13 protein-coding genes are annotated in these 16,833 nt (G+C 64.0%); 3 read left to right on the top strand and 10 right to left on the bottom strand.

Annotated features, from left to right (window positions below; all coding sequences use genetic code 11):
- Window positions 1-69 precede the first annotated feature (69 nt).
- Window positions 70-2,400 carry a DUF3141 domain-containing protein gene (locus PW947_RS01020; RefSeq protein ID WP_299629284.1) on the bottom strand — a complete coding sequence of 777 codons (2,331 nt, stop codon included), beginning with the start codon at window positions 2,398-2,400 and terminating at the stop codon, window positions 70-72.
- A gap of 419 nt (window positions 2,401-2,819) precedes the next feature.
- Between PW947_RS01020 and PW947_RS01015 the strand changes: the two genes are divergently transcribed.
- Window positions 2,820-3,293: a PRC-barrel domain-containing protein gene (locus tag PW947_RS01015; RefSeq protein ID WP_299628854.1), complete on the top strand. Its 474-nt coding sequence runs from the start codon at window positions 2,820-2,822 to the stop codon at window positions 3,291-3,293.
- Between the two features lie 193 nt (window positions 3,294-3,486).
- On the top strand, window positions 3,487-4,296 hold the full coding sequence (locus PW947_RS01010; RefSeq protein ID WP_299628852.1) for a ProQ/FinO family protein: 810 nt from the start codon (window positions 3,487-3,489) through the stop codon (window positions 4,294-4,296).
- A 31-nt stretch (window positions 4,297-4,327) separates the two neighbouring features.
- Here PW947_RS01010 and PW947_RS01005 read toward each other — a convergent pair whose 3' ends face one another.
- From PW947_RS01005 to PW947_RS00980, 6 genes are all read right to left on the bottom strand, one after another.
- Window positions 4,328-5,695, bottom strand: coding sequence for a TAXI family TRAP transporter solute-binding subunit (locus PW947_RS01005; protein ID WP_299628850.1), 1,368 nt, complete (start codon window positions 5,693-5,695; stop codon window positions 4,328-4,330).
- Between the two features lie 328 nt (window positions 5,696-6,023).
- Entirely contained in the window at window positions 6,024-6,398 is a 375-nt protein-coding gene (locus tag PW947_RS01000) for a cupin domain-containing protein (protein ID WP_299628848.1), read from the bottom strand.
- A 126-nt stretch (window positions 6,399-6,524) separates the two neighbouring features.
- Complete coding sequence (locus PW947_RS00995) at window positions 6,525-7,670, bottom strand: polyamine ABC transporter substrate-binding protein (RefSeq protein ID WP_299628847.1); 1,146 nt, start codon at window positions 7,668-7,670, stop codon at window positions 6,525-6,527.
- 616 nt (window positions 7,671-8,286) lie between these two features.
- Window positions 8,287-10,308, bottom strand: coding sequence for a Fe(3+)-hydroxamate ABC transporter permease FhuB (fhuB, locus tag PW947_RS00990; RefSeq protein WP_299628845.1), 2,022 nt, complete (start codon window positions 10,306-10,308; stop codon window positions 8,287-8,289).
- Window positions 10,305-11,255 (bottom strand): ABC transporter substrate-binding protein, encoded by a 951-nt coding sequence (locus tag PW947_RS00985; protein WP_299628843.1) that lies wholly within the window; start codon window positions 11,253-11,255, stop codon window positions 10,305-10,307. The genes fhuB and PW947_RS00985 overlap by 4 nt, the downstream gene beginning before the upstream one ends.
- A 34-nt stretch (window positions 11,256-11,289) precedes the next feature.
- Complete coding sequence (locus PW947_RS00980; RefSeq protein WP_299628841.1) at window positions 11,290-13,485, bottom strand: TonB-dependent siderophore receptor; 2,196 nt, start codon at window positions 13,483-13,485, stop codon at window positions 11,290-11,292.
- Between the two features lie 257 nt (window positions 13,486-13,742).
- Here PW947_RS00980 and PW947_RS00975 point away from each other — a divergent pair, with 257 nt between their 5' ends.
- Window positions 13,743-14,546 carry a helix-turn-helix transcriptional regulator gene (locus PW947_RS00975; protein WP_299628839.1) on the top strand — a complete coding sequence of 268 codons (804 nt, stop codon included), beginning with the start codon at window positions 13,743-13,745 and terminating at the stop codon, window positions 14,544-14,546.
- Between the two features lie 55 nt (window positions 14,547-14,601).
- Here PW947_RS00975 and PW947_RS00970 read toward each other — a convergent pair whose 3' ends face one another.
- The 3 genes from PW947_RS00970 to PW947_RS00960 all read right to left on the bottom strand — a co-directional run bounded on the left by PW947_RS00970 (window position 14,602) and on the right by PW947_RS00960 (window position 16,624).
- Window positions 14,602-15,396 (bottom strand): hypothetical protein, encoded by a 795-nt coding sequence (locus tag PW947_RS00970; RefSeq protein WP_299628837.1) that lies wholly within the window; start codon window positions 15,394-15,396, stop codon window positions 14,602-14,604.
- 20 nt (window positions 15,397-15,416) lie between these two features.
- The gene (locus tag PW947_RS00965; protein ID WP_299628835.1) at window positions 15,417-15,896 is read right to left on the bottom strand and encodes a hypothetical protein; all 480 of its coding nucleotides are present in this window, start codon (window positions 15,894-15,896) and stop codon (window positions 15,417-15,419) included.
- Between the two features lie 83 nt (window positions 15,897-15,979).
- Window positions 15,980-16,624 carry a nitroreductase gene (locus tag PW947_RS00960; RefSeq protein ID WP_299628833.1) on the bottom strand — a complete coding sequence of 215 codons (645 nt, stop codon included), beginning with the start codon at window positions 16,622-16,624 and terminating at the stop codon, window positions 15,980-15,982.
- Between the last annotated feature and the right edge of the window lie 209 nt (window positions 16,625-16,833).

Below are 16,833 nucleotides of genomic sequence, written 5' to 3'. Positions count from 1 at the left end.
ACGGGTTCCGGTCGGTGTGAACTTGACGATGCGCGCCGGTGCGGACACCGGCGCGCGCCAGCCGGCGTGTCATTCCACCGGGCGTTCGCGGGTCGTGCGCTTCGCGCTGGGCTTCGTGACGGGTTTGGTGACAGGCTTGGCCGCCGCTTTCGTCGCGGGTTTGGGTGCGGCCTTGGGGGCAGGCCTGGTCGCGGGTTTCGCCGACGTCTTCGGTGGTTCCTTCGCGTTCGCGGCGGCGTCGAAAATGGCCAACACTTGCGCCAATGCGTGGCCTTCCGCGTCGCTCAGCGGCGTCGTGCCGCACAGCTTTTCCATATCGCGGGCGACCCCGCGAATGTCGTCGTCCGGTGCGCCGGCCAGCATCGACGGCAACGCGGCGAGGGCGGCATCGGTGTCGAGATGCAGCAACGCGGCCTGTTGGCGGACCACCGGTTTGAACGACAGGATGCCGCGATCCGACACGGTTTCGAGCAAGGTCCGCGCGAGATTGAAGCGTCGCTCGTCGGCTTCGCCGCCCGAGTGGCGCACGTACAGCAACGCCCGCACGGCGGCATCGACGAGACCGCCGTTGGCCATTTCGCCGCGTAACCGCTCCTGTTCGAGCATGGCTTGCGCGTGTTCCTGCGGCGACGTGCCCGGATGCGGCCGCGGACTGGCGGTATGACCTTCACGATCCACGCCGAAACCGGCCAGCGCCTGAAGCCACGGCATGCTGTAGACCGTCTCGAAGGTTTTCTCGCTGAGGTCGTCGCGAATATCGCGGTAAAAATTCAGCGACGCCTCGATCGCGTCCGATACCACGCGCTGCATCTGCAGGAACGGGTTGTCCGCATCGACCGGCGTGCGGCTTTCGCGAATCCGCTCCGCCTGCTGCTCGACCACGCCGGCAAGCGGATGACGGTCGGACCATGTTTCGTAAGAAACCCGCAGCGGATGCAGCATGGTCATCGCGTAACTGGCGTTCGGCGTCACGCACGCGCGCACCCACGGTTGCAGAAAGCTGCGATACAGGCCGAGATTCACGTTGGACAGCCACGCGGCGGTTGCAAAGCGGCGGTCGCTGTCGGCGTCGGGCGTGACGATCGTGCGGACGTCGTCGATCGTGCGGCGCGCGATGGACAGCACGTGATCGCCTTCGACCAGTTCCGAGTGCTCGGTGGCGGCGGTCTTGTCGCCCATTTGCGCTTCGTAGAGACCCGGCGGCAGCAGATCGATCAGATCGATATTGCTGATGAACTCGCGATGTTCCTTACGGCCGGTGCTGCTCGACACGAAAATGCCGAGATGGCCGATGCTCTCGTGGGTCGCGTAGACGATGGTTTGATCGTGCGCGTGCAGGTCCGTGTCGTCAGCATAGAGGTCCGTGATCCAGCCGAGCGCTTGCGGCGGCGGCGTGATGTTGTCGCCGTACGAGCAGAACACGACGATCGGCGAGCGGATCTTGCGCAGGTCGAGGCGCGTGCCGTCGGCGGTGACGATCTCGCTGCTGCTGAGCCGGTTGCCGACGAACAGGTTATCGACGATGTACTGCATTTCGCCCGCGTTCAGAAATACATGGCCGCCCCAGTATTTCTCGAAACCGAGGTAGCGCGGCGCTTCGGTGTCGATGTTCGCGTAGAGCGCGTAGTTCTTGTGCCAGAGCGTGTTGGCCGGGTTCAGGTTCTCGAAGTTCTGCACCAGCCACGCGCCGTCGAAACGCCCGCTGCCGAGATCGCCCGTCAGCGCGGTCAGCCACGAACCGCCGAGCAGACCGCCCGAATAGCGCATCGGATTCTTGCCGCGCCAGCCGGCCCAGTACGACACCGGCGCGCCCGCGACGATGATCGGGCCGAACAGTTCCGGGCGCATCGCCGCCGTTATCAGGATTTGCCAGCCCGCCTGGCAGTTGCCGATGACCGCCGGTTTGCCGGGACTGTCCGGATGCAGCGCAATGACTTTTTCGAGGAACGCGGCTTCGGCGTGCATCACGTCTTCGACGGTCTGGCCGGGCACCGGATCGGGCAGAAAGCCGATGAAATAGCACGGATGACCGGCCCGCAACGCGGCGCCGATCTCGCTGTCGCGCTTGAAGCCGCCGATGCCGGGACCATGCCCCGCGCGCGGATCGACCACCACGAACGGACGCAGGCGGCCGGGGTCGGCGGTGACGCGCTCCGACGGCGGCGCGAGATCGTCGGGGGCGACGATGCGCACCAGCCCGTAATTCACCGGACGCGGCAAATCGCGGCCGTCCATCACGAGGGTTGCTTCGAAGTCCAGTACGTTGGGCGTGAGTTCCGCGAGATGCGTCTGGTACTGGTTGCCGCGCTGACGCATCACGTCGGCGTACAGCACGAAGCGCTGCCACGCGTCGATCGAATACCCGGCCGCCGACGTGGCGAGCCAGCGGCGCGCGGGCATCAGCGCGGTGACATCGAAAGGAATCTGCGGCGTGGCGGCGTCGCCGGAAAGCGGGAACGCGCTGAAGAAATTGAATCCGGACTGCAGGGGAGGCTGAACCATAGCTGCTGTGAACTCCCTGAAAGATGAACAATCGACAAGGCATCGCAAAAACGCTTGCTGCATTGCGGCACGAAATCAGTCTAGGAGCCGCTAATCCTTAAAGCAACGCAAAATGTTTGAAACAAAGTGCGTACTGCGTTGCATCAACTGAAAAAGCTTTCAGCATCGCGAATCAGGCCGTGAATCATGCGGAAAACAGATACGTAAATCGAAACGTGTGGCGCGACCGGAATTGATTTTCTAAATATTGTGTGAAAGTTTGGCGGGTATGGCGCTTGCGCGATTCGAATGCACCATTTTTCTCAAGGAGGTGAATCATGGGCTCGATCAATCCGCTAGGCGACACACAACGCGGCGCGAACATCGTAGGCGGCGGCATGGGCGACGGTCCGGGGCCGGACATCATGGCCGCAGCGACGCTCGACGGTAATAAAGTGATGTCGTCGGATGGCGAAGACGTGGGTAAAATTTCTGACATCATGCTCGATGTGCGCAGCGGCAGAATTGCATATGCGGTATTGTCCGAAGGCGGCTTTCTCGGAATGGGATCGACGCTGCACGCGATTCCCTGGACTGCGCTGACGCTCGATACGGATCAGAAATGCTTCCACGTGGATATTCTCGCGCAACGTCTGAAAGACGATCCGGGTTTCGACAAGGATCATTGGCCGTCGATGGCCGATACGCAGTGGGGACTCTCCACGCACACGTATTACAACCGTCAGCCGTACTGGTCCGCTACGCGTGACGTCGTCGAAAGCGACCCGGCAACCCGGCCCCTCGAACATTGACGGCGATACGCCGCATCCAGCGCGCATAGCGGTCGATGCGCGCCGGTAGGGGAGTTTTCATCACGCCATCGCAGGGCATCGCGATGGCGTGATGCTGTATGCCCGCGTCACCGTTACATCCCGGCAGACGTTGTCACAAGCCGTTTATCGACGCGCTGCTACAATCTCGTTTCTTCTCTATTGGCTGTCGGATATGGGTTTCGAACAACTCGCTGAATTAAAGAAACAACTCGCAAAGCAGGCTGAAGCAGCAAAGCCGAAGGCGAAGCCGCGGCCGCAGCAGGCGCGTCGCCCCGCGCCCGCGGCAAATGCACAGCCCGCCGATGCACAATCGGCGAACTCGAAGCCGGTTCAGGCGAAGCCCGCGGGCCCGAAGCCCACGCATGCAAAACATGCAAACGGCAAGCCCGCGCACGCGAAGCCTGCCAATGCGAAGCCGGTTGACCCGACAGTCCGGACCATCGGCCGCCTGCAAAAGCGCTTCCCGACGGTGTTCCCGAAAAGCCCGGCACCCAAGCTGCCGCTGAAGGTCGGTATCTTCGAAGACCTGAAGGCGCACGTCGCCGAGTTGTCGCTGACGGAAGCTGAACTGCGCGACGCAATCAAGACGTGGTGCCGTGGCGCGCGTTACTGGACGAGCCTCGTCGAAAACGCGATCCGCGTCGATCTGTCGGGTGCCGAAGCCGGTCGTGTTTCGCCGACGGAAGCTGCCGGCGCGCAACGTCTGCAAGCGCATCGCGCCGCACGCGCGGCTGCGCGCACGCCCGCAGTCGACGGCGCGGCAACGCCCGCAGCGGCAGGCGCGGAAGCATCCGCCGAAGCCGTGACGCAAGGCGACGCCGCAGCACCGGCTGCACAGGCCGAAGCGACGCCCGACGCGGATGCGGCAGCGAACGTTGAAACCAACGTCGCCGCGAACACCGAAGCAAGCGCCGAAGCAACCCCCGCTCCGGCCGCAGAAGCAACCCCCGCACCGGCGTCCACGCCGAGCCCGGCTGCCTGATCTGTCTCGTTGCGCGGCAATCGGGCCACCGCTAGACGTGGCCCGACTGCCGCGCCGTCGCGCTCAGCCGCGATCGCACGAACCCGACATGTTCGCGTAATACGTACAACGCATCCGCGTGTGCGAGCGGCATCCGCAAGCGGTTCAGCGACTCCTCGATCCCATCCAGTTCCTCGAACAGCGCCCGCCGTTCGCTTTCCGTCGTGTCCTTGCTCAACGCGCCGCGTTCGATCGCGATCAGCGCGCCGTAATACCGGTAGATTCGCGATCTCACGCGCCATCGGTACAGCGCCGGTATCAGCCGCATCGCCGGGAACAGCAGCACGGCCATCGGCAGCAACAGCACCAGCGTGCGGTCGCCCGCGCTCGCGAGCCAGAACGGCAAGGTCCGGTACAGAAAACTCTTGCCGGTCCGGTAATAGCGCTGTGCGTCCTCGCTGACCGGATATTCGCGCGGAATCGGACTCGGAAACTGGCCGGCGTGTTGCAACAGACCCGGCAAACCGTGCACTTCCTGCGCGGCCTCGACCAGCAGGTCGGAAATCGCCGGATGCAGATTCGGCCGTGCGACGAGCTCCACGGTCGGGCTGATCAAATGCACCGTTTCAGGCGGAATACGCCGCTTCAGATCGAGCACGCCCGGCGGCAGATCGATCTCGTCGAGAAACGGAAAGAGCCGTGTATATGCGCTCGCCTCGTCGAAATTCATCACCGAAATGCCCGGCACCTTGAGCAGCCGCAGCATCAACGCGCGCGTCGCCGAATCGCCGTTCAGGATCGCCGCATCGACCTCGCCCGACACCAGCGCGGTCGCCGCCTGAATGCCGTCGATCGGCACGAGCGTGGTGTTGCCGTTCGCCTCGATTCCGTTCGCGTCCAGCAGCTTGAGCGCCAGCACGCGCGTGCCGCTGCCTTCGCGGCCGATCGCAACCCGCTTGCCTTCCAGTGCCGACAGCTGCGTCAGCCCGCGGCCGCGATAAAACACGATCACGGGCGCATAGAACACGCTACCGAGTGACATCAGCGACGACGTCGCCAGCCCGTCCGACACGCCGCCCTGAACCAGCGCGAGATCGACATGCTGTTTCGGATCGAGCAGCCGCTGAAGATTTTGCAGCGAGCCGTCCGACTCCAGCACGTCGAGCGTGACGCCGTTGCGCGCGAGAATCTTTTTGTAGTCTTGCGCGGCCGCGAAGAACGAACTGTCGCGCGGCCCCGCGCTCATCGTGATGGTGTGCGGCGGCGCGGGATCGACCAGCCACACCACCAGCGACACCGCCACGACGATCAGCAGCGCGACCGGCACGAACGTCAGCAGGAACACGCGCCATTCGGCCGGGCCGTGATGATCGCCATGAGGATGAAGCAGATGCGATGACTGCGGGCGCTGACGTTTCATCGTGACTCCGGCGGGGTCGCAAAAGCAGGCGGTTGAGCGCGTCGATTATCTCGTCAATAACCTAAGCCGGGTCCGAGATCAACCGGCATGTCGCGACCGGCGCCACGTCCGTTCCCGCCGGGCGTCGATTCCGGCAGCGGTCTGCGCGTGCGATGCCCCCTGTCCGATGCGCGTCAGCACGCGGTGACTCCAACCCACTTGCCCATACAGAGCCGTGTCCACGAAGAATCCGCTTTGGGCTTCAATCACGGTGCTGTCCTGCTGCCTGCCGGCGGACTCGCCGTCAATGTCGTGCTCTGCTAGCCGATCGCACCACGGACGTATGGCGTCACGCGCGGCCGCTGTCGTCGAATTGCACCGACACAAACACCTTCCGGCACGATTCGACGACTTCCCAGGTGCCTTTGAACCCGGCCGGAATCAGGAAGCGGTCGCCGGTGCGAACCGTGCGTGCCGCGCCGTCTTCGTCCCGTAACACCGACACGCCCGCGAGAATCTCGCAGTATTCGTTCTCCGTGAAATTCACTCGCCATGTGCCGGGCGCGCCTTCCCAGACGCCGGACTGCAACTGGCCGCACGGGCTCGTAAAGTGCGTATGAACGATTTGCTGCGGGTCGCCCGCGACGATCGCGTCGGGCTGCGGGCGATAAGCGGCAATTTCTTCGGCGGGCTGATTGAGATCGACAAGATTCGATATGCGCATGACGTGACTTCTAGTTGAATGACACAGTGACAAAGAAACAACGTGAAACCGGCGACAGCGCGCACGGCATGACGATTACGTCACGCCGTGCGCGTCAGCGAACATCCAGGCAAGTTGCGACGACGCTCAGCCGCCTGCCTTCAACTGCGCCCACAGACGGTTTTCAAGGCGCATGATCGCGGTCGGTTGCGGACGCATCAACGTCATCTTGCTCAACACCGGTTCCGGCGGATAGACATTCACATCCTGCTCGATCGCGGGCGTAACGAACTTGCGCGCAGTGCGGTTGACGGTCGGATAGAACACTTCGTTGGTGATGGCGGCGCTGACCTTCGGGTCTTCGATATAGTTCATCCACTTCATCGCGGCTTCCGGATGCGGCGCGTCTTTCGGAATCACCATCACGTCCATCCACAATAGCCCGGCATCCTTGATGTTCGAGAAGCGCACTTCATACGAGCGCTTCGCTTCCGATGCACGGCGGCGCGCAATCCCGACGTCGCCGGAAAAACCGAATGCGACGCAGATATCGTTGTTCGCGAGGTCGTTGATATAGCCGGACGAGTTGAACTGCGTGATGTACGGACGTACTTTTTTCAACACGTCGTAAGCGGCCTGATAGTCGCCGGGATTGATGCTGTTCGGGTCTTTGTGCATGTATTGCAGCACTGCGGGAAACACGTCGGCGGCCGAGTCGAGAAACGAGACGCCGCAACTCTTTTCCTTCGCCATATAGGTCGGGTCGAACAGCAGCGACCAGTTATCGACGGGCGCGTCGGCACCGAGTGCTTTTTGCACGGCTTGCACGTTGAAACCGATACCGTCGGTGCCCCACGCCCACGGTACGCCGTACTGGTTGCCGGGGTCGGCATCGGCGATCAGTTTCATCAGCGCGGGGTCGAGGTTGGCGAGGTTCGGCATCTTCGATTTATCGATCTTCTGATACACGCCGGCTTCGATCTGCCGCGCCATATAGCTCGATGTCGGCACCACGATGTCATAACCCGAACTGCCTGCCAGCAATTTCGCCTGAAGCGTGTCGTCGCTATCGTAACTGTCGTACTTCACTTCAATACCGGTTTGCTTCTCGAAGTCGGACACGGTGTCTTTCGCGATGTAATCCGACCAGTTGTACACGTTCAGCGCGGTGTCGGCTGCGTGCGCCGGATGCGTGGCGGTCAGTGCGGCGGTGGCGCCGAGTGCACAGATCGACCGGATCAAAGCGCTGGTGCGCTTGAATGAAAAACGTTGGGATGCCTGACGGGTCTTCATTGAACGATCTCCTGGGGTTTGCGTTTTCAACGTATCGATGCAACGGCCGCGCTGCGATTCGTGCAGACGTGACGCGTCGTTTGCCGGCGCGGATGCGAACGGCAAGTCAAGGGAAGCGAAGGAATGCAAGGCGCCGGACAGCAGGCGGCGACGCGCGACTGTCGTGCAGTCGAACGCGAACGACGCTATGCAACCGGTGCGTTGGCGGAAACGGAGAGAGGCGGGCTAGGGCAGAAGCGACGCGATTTCGTCGGTGCGCACGGCGAGCATGTCGGGTGCGCAAACGGCATTGTGTCGTCGCACCGAGCGGCGCGACAGGACGGTATCGATTGACAGGGGACGCGACGGCGCGGCGTGGCCCGCGCCCTGTCGAGCGATCGGATAGCCGAACAGGATCGTTCTTTCCCGACCGCGCTGGTATCTCACCAATGGACCACGGACTTTCACGATTGAACCCGAAACGACGTTTGAAGAAGCGCCTTCGATGTCACGCTAACCGATGCTAGCGAGTGAGTAAGGCGCCGCCGGAATGCAAACCAAGCATAGCCGAGTCAATATTGCCGTCAAAGGATTTTTAGTCGCGCGCGCCAAGGCGGTGATGAGTGTCGCGCCCGACTCAACGCCGCTTCGCAAGCAGCCACAGCAGATACGGCGCGCCGATCAGCGTCGCGACCAGTCCGGCGGGCAATTCGCGCGGCATCAACAGCACACGGCCCAGCCAGTCGGCGACGAGGATCGTCAATGCGCCAATCGGTGCGGCCAGCATCGCCTGATGCAACGGGCGTCGCGCGCCGGCAAGCCGCGCGAAATGCGGCGCGGTCAGCCCGACGAACGACAACGGTCCAACGCTCAACGTGGCGGCCGCGGTGAGCAGCGCGATCAGCCCGAGCAACACGAGCCGCGCCCGTCCCGTCTGGACGCCGATAGCCTGCGCGGACGCATCGCCGAGCGGCAGGATTTGCAGCCAGCGATTGCACAACGGCGTCAGCGCACAGAGGAGCACACCGATGCCGAGCGTAAGCGCGGCGTCGCGTGGCGTGATCGTGTAGGTCGAACCGGCCAGCCATTGCAGTAAGGTCGTCGCATGTTCGCCGCCGCTTGCGATCGCCACGGCAACCACTGCCTGAAACAACGCGCCGATCGCAATGCCGGCCAGCAGGACGCGGTCCGGCGCGAAGCGCGAACGGCTCGAAAACCACAGGATCGCAAGCAGTGCGCTCAACGCGCCGAGCGTGGTCGCGGCAAGCCGTGTGGCCGGTCCTGCGTCGCCCATGCCGACCACCACGACGATCAGCCCCAACGCCGCGCCTGCGCTGACGCCGAGCACTTCGGGACTCGCCAGCGGATTGCCGGTCACGCGCTGCATCAACGCGCCCGCGACCGCGAGCATCGCGCCGGCCGCGAGCGCGGCGACTGCGCGCGGCGCGCGCCAGATCGCGACGCGCGACCATTCTTCGAGGCCGCTGAAGTGCCAGCCGTGCGCGCCGCGACCGAAGTCGAGCGCAATCGCGAGCGTCGCGACGCACAGCAGCGCAATCGCGACGAAGCGCCAGCGCATCGTGACGCGCGACACCGGATGCGCGGGAAAACCGTCGTCGCGCGTGACGGGCAGTGGCGACGCGCGACGCATTCGCGCGAGCAGCATCAGCATCAACGGCGCGCCGGCCAGCGCGGTGGCCGCGCCGGTCGGAATCAGGTCGCCCATGAGGCCGGACATCTGCTGGACGGCCTGATCGGTGAGCCACAACAGTAGCGCGCCGCATAAGGGCGCGGCCCACAGCCGTTGCGACAGACGTCGCGCGCCGGCCATGCTGGCGAGCGCGGGCGCAGCCAGTCCGACAAAGCCGATCACGCCGACTGCACTCACCACGGCCGCGCTCAGCACGACGGCGAGCGCGAGCGCAGCGAGCCGCATCCGTCGCAACGACAGGCCGAGGCTGTGCGCGTTCGCGTCGTCGAGGCCGAACAGCGTCATGGGCTTGAGCAGCGCGAACGCAAGCGCGCCGCCGATCGCGAGGCGCGCGCCGAGCATCGTCACCGTGTGCCAGTCCTGCTGGACCAATGAGCCGCCGCCCCAGATAAACAGCCCGCGCAGATACGGCGCGTAGAACAGTTGCAGCGCCACGCCGATCGAGCCGCAATACAGCGTCACGACCAGCCCTGCAACGGCCACGGTGACGGGCGCAAGCTGGCTGCGCCACGACAGCGCGAACACGAGCGCCGCGCTGATCGTCGCGCCGGCGAGCGCGACCCACGGCTGCATGTCGCCGAGCAATGCAGGCGCCCACAACGTGGCGAGCGTCAGCGCGAGTTGCGCGCCGGCGGACACGCCGAGCGTCATCGGTTCGGCGAGCGGATTGCGCAACACTTGCTGGAAGACGGTCCCCGCCAGACCGAGCAGCGCGCCGCACAGCCAGCTGACGACGAGACGCGGCAACCAGCTGTCGTGCGCGATGATCTGCTGGATGTCGTGCGGATCGGGCGAATGTAGCGCGTGCCACCACAGCGACGGCGGCAGGATCGCGGACAGACTCGCGATACTCAGCGCGCTCGCGGTGGCGAAAGCGAGCAGGGTCAGCGCGGCGGGCAGCCATGCACGCGCGCCGGCCTGGAGAGCGTGAATGCGCATCACGGTCATAACGGCGCTCGCGCGACGGCGGCTTGGGCGGACGAGCCATCCGCTAACACCGCGGACAACGCGTCGGCGAAACGCGCCGCCGACGGCAACATGCCGAAGCCCCAGAACGGCGGCATCGCCGCGACGCGGCCTGCCGCGACTGCGGGCAATGCGTGCCAGAGGCGGTTGGTCGCGAGTGTGCGCGCGACGCCGCCGGGCAGCGGGTCGAAGTACAGCACGTCGGCGTCGGGCGCGGCCGCCAGCGCTTCGATTCCGGTCACGCCGATGCCCCAGTAATCGGTCTGGCCGCGCCATGCATTCGATGCGTCGAGCGCATCGAGCACGTCCTGAAACAGGCTGTGCGCGCCGTAGACGCCGATATGCCGCGCATCGAAAAAGCGGATCAGATACAGCGGCCGGGTGGCGTGAGCCGTGCCGCGTTGTGTTGCGCGTTGGGTGGCGATATGCGCACGCGCCGTCGTCAGCCGCTGTTGTGTCGAAGCGATCAGGTCGCGCGCGGCAGCTTCGCATGCGCACAGGCGACCGAGCTGTAGCGTGACCGCCTGCGAGCGCTGATACGGCGCACCGGCATCGGTGTAGATCGCGAATGCATCGACGGGCGCGATGCGTTCGAGCATCGCGCGTTGCGATTCCTGGCTGGAGTTGATCAGGATGCGATCGGGCGCGATCTGTTGCAGCAGTTCGAGACTCGGCGCAAGACGCAAGCCGACGTCCGCCACGCTGGACGGCACGTCGGGCGACACCACGCTGTCACGATAACTGTCGATTTCCGCTGCGCCCACGGGCACGACGCCCATCGCCAGCAAGGTTTCGAGCACGCCCCAGTCGAGCACGACGACGCGCGGCACAACCGGCGCGCGAGCCGGTTGCGCCGCGCGTGACACGGCCGCACTCGCGCCGAAACACGGCGCGAGTGCGGCGGCCTGCAAAAACTGTCGTCTCAGCATGTCACTCCGCGATGCGTCCTGTCGAGATTGCCCATCACCACCGATACCGCGCCGATGCCAGCACTTCGACGCCGTCGCCGAAATTGCAGATGCCGCCGCTCTGGCACGCGGCCACGTATTGCCGGTTGAACAGGTTGGTGCCGTTCACCGAGAACAACCAGTGCTTGCCGGTGTCGTAATGCACGGCCGCGTCGATCAGCGTGCGCGAGCCGACATGGATCGTGTTGGTCTGATCGTAGCTCGCGCCGACATAGCGCACGCCGCCGCCGAATCCGAGGCCGCGGAATGTGCCTGCGTGCAGCGTGTAATCGAGCCACGCGGATGCGGAGTGACGCGGAATACCCCACGGTTGCAGGCCTTGCAGCGATACCGTCGCGCCGTCGATCGTGGTGCCGGTGAGGTTGCTCTGTGTCGTCACGTTGTTCAGATACGTGTACGACGCGACGAGGTCGAGATTGTCGCTCAGGCTCGCATGTCCTTCCAGTTCGAGTCCGCGCGCGCGCACCTGGCCGATCTGTACGCTGTATCCGGAGTGGTCCGCATCGCTGCTCGCCACATTGCGTTCGCGCAGGTCGAACAGCGACGCGGTGATAAAGCTGTTGTAGCCGCGCGGCTGATACTTGATGCCGATTTCATACTGTTCGGCGGTGGTCGGTTTCAGCGGCGCGCCGGTGTAGGTCGAGCCGATCTGCGGGTCGAACGACTTCGAATAGCTCGCGTACGGCGCGAGTCCGTTGTCGAATAGATAGACGAGGCCGGTGCGCCACGTGAACGCGCGTTGCGATTGCGTCAACGCATAGCCTTGTAGCGGATTGGTGTCGTCGGCGGCGGCCCAGTCTTCCCGCACGCCCATCAGGAAGCGCCATTTTCCATAGGCGATCTGATCTTGCGCGTACGCGCCGAACTGCTTCATCCGCACCATGTCGTTGGACGTGGCGGTGGTGCCGGTGATCGGCAGATAGACCGGATTGAACAGGTTCAGCGTCGGCTCGACGAAGTTCGATCCGACTGTCTGCTTGAACCAGACGCGCTGAAAATCGAAACCGAACAGCGCCGTATGAGCGAGCGGACCGGTCGTGAATTTCGCTTGCGCCTGGTTGTCGACGGTGAAGAATTTCGCGGTTTCGTCGTTGGTGAACGCGTAGCGGTTGATGGTGGTCGTGGAGCCGGTCGCATAGCCGTTCGGATATGGGAACACGTTGGCGAGATCGTCGCTGACGACCGTATAGCGCAGGTTCTGACGCACGGTCCAGACCGGATTGAAGCGATGTTCGAACTCGTAGCCGACCGAATACTGGGTCCGCGTGTGGTGATCGTAATTCTCGTCGCCGACGTTCGTATGACTCGAAATCTGACCGTTCGGGTTGTCCAGAATGCTGCCGATCGCGGGCACATAGTTGTAGTAACCGACATCCGGATCGCGCTGATATTTGGCCATCACGGTCAGCGTGGTGTTGTCGTCGGGCTTCCACGTAACGGCGGGTGCGATATAGATGCGTTTCTGCTTCACGCCGTCGACCTGCGTGCCGGTATCGAGCCCAAGACCGGTCAACCGGTACGACAGTTTGCCGTCGGCGGTCAGCGCGCCGCCCAGATCGAAACCGAATTCGGCGCGATTGTGGCTGCCGGTGGTCACGAACACTTCGTGGATCGGCGTGGTGGTCGGGCGCTTGCTGACCAGGTTCGCGACCCCGCCGGGATTCGCCTGTCCATACAGCACCGACGACGGGCCATGCAGCACGTCGATCCGTTCGAGTCCGTAAGGGTCGAAGTTCGGCACGGCGTAGCCGAAGCTGGTGTCGCTCGGCATCCGCGTGCCGTCCATGAACTGTTCGAGCACGAAGCCGCGGCTATACAGATACGGTGCGCCGTCGGTCGATGCGCCGCGCAATTCGGGCAGCACGCTCGACGTGTAACGCAGCGCTGCGGCCACGCTGGTCGCCGCTTGAGCCGTCATTTGCGCCTGCGTGACGACGGAAACCGATTGCGGCGTCTCGATCAGCGGCGTGTCGGTTTTGGTGGCGGTGGTAGCCGTAACCGGCACATAACCGTCAGCGACGCCGGTATGCGAGTCGGCGTCGGCGGCGTTGACTTTGACGGTCGGCAACTGCGCGCCGTCGGCTGTCGCGGCGGACTGCGTGGTCGATGTCTGTGCATAGACCGCCGACGTTCCGCCCAATAGACACAACAGCAAGCTCAGCGCGGTCGAGCCGCGCACCCCGGTATTCATGTGGATATCCCCAATCGACAGTAAACGTCGTCGCGAAGTGCTCGCGGCGGACGAAGAAAAAGCGGTTACGACGGGCTCTTGATGGCCATCGATAAAGTGTTTGAGCGATTGGGGACCGCAGAGGAGAGAGTCGGTCTGTGCCGAACTGGCGACACTATAATGGTTGGCCTTGTGCACAGTCAGGACAACTTTGGCATAAAACAGGACATGCGTGTCTCAATCCATGTATTTAACAAAAATAACGTTCTAAAGCGGTCATGCATAAACCGAAATTGCAGACTTACGGCGACACGATGGCCGCCCGGAAAGTGATTGCGCAGGAAATCGAGTACAGCGACGGCGCGCACGAAATCGCCCATCTTCATCACCGGATGCAACTGATCTACGCCACCACCGGCATCGTGCGAGTGGTGACGCCGCTTGGGCTGTGGATGCTGACGCCGGGTCACGCGTTGCTGATCGGCTCGCAGGTCGAGCACGAGTTGCATATGGTCGGCGAAGTGTCGATGCGCACGCTCTATATCGAGCCGGATTCGTTGCCGCAGCAGACACACGATTGCCGTGTGATCGCGGTCGGCGAACTGTTGCGCGCGACGATTCTCGGCATGTTCGATCCTGGTCTCGACGATCCCGCCGACAGTCGCAATGCGCTGATCGTGCCGCTGATCTTGCGGCTGCTGCAGGACGCGGACAATCGCGACGAAGCCGCGCAGGACACGCACGATGCGCGCTTGCCGTTGCCGGTCAGTCCGCGTTTGCGCAGCATCTGCGATAGCCTCGTCGCGCAGCCGTCGAGCAGCGATACGCTCGAGCGTTGGGCGGAGCGTGTCGGCGCGAGTTCGCGTACGCTCGCGCGGATGTTTCGCGACGAAACCGGAATGACCTTCGGGCAGTGGCGCGAACAGTTGCGGCTGGCCGAAGCGATGTCGAAGTTGTCGGTGGGGCATGCCGTCGCGCAGGTTGCGCAGGATCTCGGCTATGCGGATGTCCGCACGTTCACGGTGATGTTCCGGCGTGCATTCGGCAGCACACCGCAGCAGTTCCGGCAGCGGTTTCGGTGAGCCCGGACGGACGCTGAAAAGAAGGCGGCGCGAAGCGGGTAGGCGTCGCTTCGCGTTATCTGTCGCCCCAGCCGAACGCGGTCACGCGCCGCACCGGATACGTCACGGCGGCGGCCGCGTAGATCGCGCCGGGCATCGGCAGATCGAGCACTTGCCAGTGTCCAGCGTGCGGCGTGTCGATCCGCACGATCGGGTCGTCGATGCTCAGGGTGTGGCTGTCGGCGGCGACGATCGCGAGGCCACCCGGTGTACCTGCTGCATCGACGAGGCTCGCGTGGCGCACCTGACTACGCAGTTCGACATGCCGCTCGATACTGTCGATCTCGTCGACAGTTGGCGGATTGACGCCCGGCATCGACGCGGCGAGTCCGAGCGGACGCGTGCTGATGCCGGCGAGGATCCAGATGCCCGCATACGCAATCGATATCGACAGCGGCGCATGATCGCCCGTCAGTTTCAGCCGTCCACCCACGCCTTCGCTCAACGCAATATCACTCGCGGGACAGCCTTCGATGCCCGCCAGAATCTCGCGCAACACCGCGCGGCCGACTGCGAAACGTTTGCCTAAAACCGGATTCGGCGTGTTGCGGATCCGTGCGAGTTCCGCTTTCGACAAACAGTCGTAACCGGCTTCGCGCGACATCGCGCGCCACTCCGGCCGGAACCGCCACAGTTGCAATTCGGTTGGCGCGGGACGCGCGAGGCCGCTCGGAATACGTGTCTGGAAACGTCGCGACACGAATTCGAGTTCCGGCGAATCAAGCAGTGTGCGCGGGGCGAGCGGCTTCATCGCGATGCGGTTCTCCACGCGCGGGACGCTGCCGGTCGAGATCGAAACGGCGGATTTCATCGGCATTCGATGGTCCTTTTTTAGTGCAGATAGGTCACCCGACGCGCGCGCACGCGAATCACGAGACCGGCGTCGAGTAGCGCGAGCGCCACCCAGCGCAGATTCTTGATGACCGTGCTGACGGTCGGATGCGGCAACCACGCGTCGAGCAATTGCGTCGCTTCGGCGTCGCAGGTGATTTGCAGCAGCGCGACGGTCTGCAACAGCGATGCTTCGTCTTTCGCGAGATCGGTCGCGCAGCGGCAGCGCATATCGAGCGGTTTGCCGGATGCATGGCTAAGCGAACACATCAGCATGTCGAAGCAATTGATGCCGAGCGAACTGATGCCGGCTTCGGTCAGGATGTCGCGCCAGTCTTCGCCGCGACGCACTGCGCCGCAGGTCGGGCGTAACCACGTCCGCACCGCCGTCAGAACCATCTGTTCCGCGACGTGGGGATAATGCGCAAACGATTCCTCGTACAGCGAGTGTTCGCGCGGGGAAGGGTTGTCGATATTCATGCAGCCTCCGGCTGACGATGGATTGCTATCGGTGGGATCGGTGCGCGCGCAACGGGCGGCACGCGGATCGGGGGCCGGCGCGACTAGCGATTCGCCGGTCCGAGCCATTCGCGTACATACGCGGCGTGGTCCGGTCGTGCGACGGGACGCGCTGCCGATTGCGCTTGCGGCGTCCCGACGAACAGAAAGCCGAGCAGCTGTTCGTTGTCCGCGAAACCGAGCGCGGCGTGCATCGCGGGTTCGTACGAGTCCGCGCCGGTCGCCCAGAATCCGCCGTAACCGAGCGCGTGGATCGCGTTCAGTAGATTCATCGTGGCGGCGCCGACCGCCATCAACTGTTCGATCTCCGGCACGTTCGAGCGACGCTCGACAGCGGCCGCCAGCGCGATGATCAGCGGCGCGGCCAGCGCGCGCTGGCTTCGGTGCGCGTGGGCCGTACGCGGATCCTCCGGCGAGCGCGCGCTGGCCGTGTCGACCAGCACTTCGCCGAGCGCGAGACGCGCATCGCCGCGAATCGTCACGAAACGCCACGGGCGCAGCTTGCCGTGATCCGGCGCGCGCATCGCGGTGTCGAAAATCTGCGCGAGTTCGTCGGGATTCGGCGCGGGCTCGTTCAGCGGCCAGTGCGACTGCCGCGACAGCAGCGCGTCGAGGACGGTTTGCGCGGACTCGGGCGTTGCGGCGTGGCGGGTTTGCAGCAGGGCGGCGGTCGGAATCGAGGAGTTCATGGTGACCTGCGGTCGATGATCAATATTCGTATGATGCGAGACTTTTTCTGCGAATGCAAATCATTCGCATTTGAGGATTATGAAATTTAGGGTTTACAGGGATGCGACGGAGGCCGCAACGCCTTGTTGCATAAGGGTTTTGAAAGATTCGGAGGTCGTGGCGGTTTTTCTTGCCGAATGGGAATGCGTTTCCCCAGCGGATCAGCGGG

This window comes from Paraburkholderia sp. (assembly GCF_028283785.1).
In the GTDB taxonomy this organism is placed as follows: Bacteria; Pseudomonadota; Gammaproteobacteria; order Burkholderiales; family Burkholderiaceae; genus Paraburkholderia.
This window is presented reverse-complemented; position numbering and strand designations above follow the sequence as displayed.

Excerpts from the sequence above, each read along its gene's own strand:
- PW947_RS01005 (WP_299628850.1), bottom strand. The coding sequence starts at position 5,695 with ATGAAACGTCAGCGCCCGCAGTCATCGCATCTGCTTCATCCTCATGGC.
- PW947_RS00995 (WP_299628847.1), bottom strand. The coding sequence starts at position 7,670 with ATGAAGACCCGTCAGGCATCCCAACGTTTTTCATTCAAGCGCACCAGC.
- PW947_RS00960 (WP_299628833.1), bottom strand. The coding sequence starts at position 16,624 with ATGAACTCCTCGATTCCGACCGCCGCCCTGCTGCAAACCCGCCACGCC.
- PW947_RS01000 (WP_299628848.1), bottom strand. The coding sequence starts at position 6,398 with ATGCGCATATCGAATCTTGTCGATCTCAATCAGCCCGCCGAAGAAATT.
- PW947_RS01015 (WP_299628854.1), top strand. The coding sequence starts at position 2,820 with ATGGGCTCGATCAATCCGCTAGGCGACACACAACGCGGCGCGAACATC.
- PW947_RS00975 (WP_299628839.1), top strand. The coding sequence starts at position 13,743 with ATGCATAAACCGAAATTGCAGACTTACGGCGACACGATGGCCGCCCGG.
- PW947_RS00980 (WP_299628841.1), bottom strand. The coding sequence starts at position 13,485 with ATGAATACCGGGGTGCGCGGCTCGACCGCGCTGAGCTTGCTGTTGTGT.
- PW947_RS01010 (WP_299628852.1), top strand. The coding sequence starts at position 3,487 with ATGGGTTTCGAACAACTCGCTGAATTAAAGAAACAACTCGCAAAGCAG.
- PW947_RS00985 (WP_299628843.1), bottom strand. The coding sequence starts at position 11,255 with ATGCTGAGACGACAGTTTTTGCAGGCCGCCGCACTCGCGCCGTGTTTC.
- PW947_RS00965 (WP_299628835.1), bottom strand. The coding sequence starts at position 15,896 with ATGAATATCGACAACCCTTCCCCGCGCGAACACTCGCTGTACGAGGAA.
- PW947_RS00970 (WP_299628837.1), bottom strand. The coding sequence starts at position 15,396 with ATGAAATCCGCCGTTTCGATCTCGACCGGCAGCGTCCCGCGCGTGGAG.
- fhuB (WP_299628845.1), bottom strand. The coding sequence starts at position 10,308 with ATGACCGTGATGCGCATTCACGCTCTCCAGGCCGGCGCGCGTGCATGG.
- PW947_RS01020 (WP_299629284.1), bottom strand. The coding sequence starts at position 2,400 with ATGCCCGCGCGCCGCTGGCTCGCCACGTCGGCGGCCGGGTATTCGATC.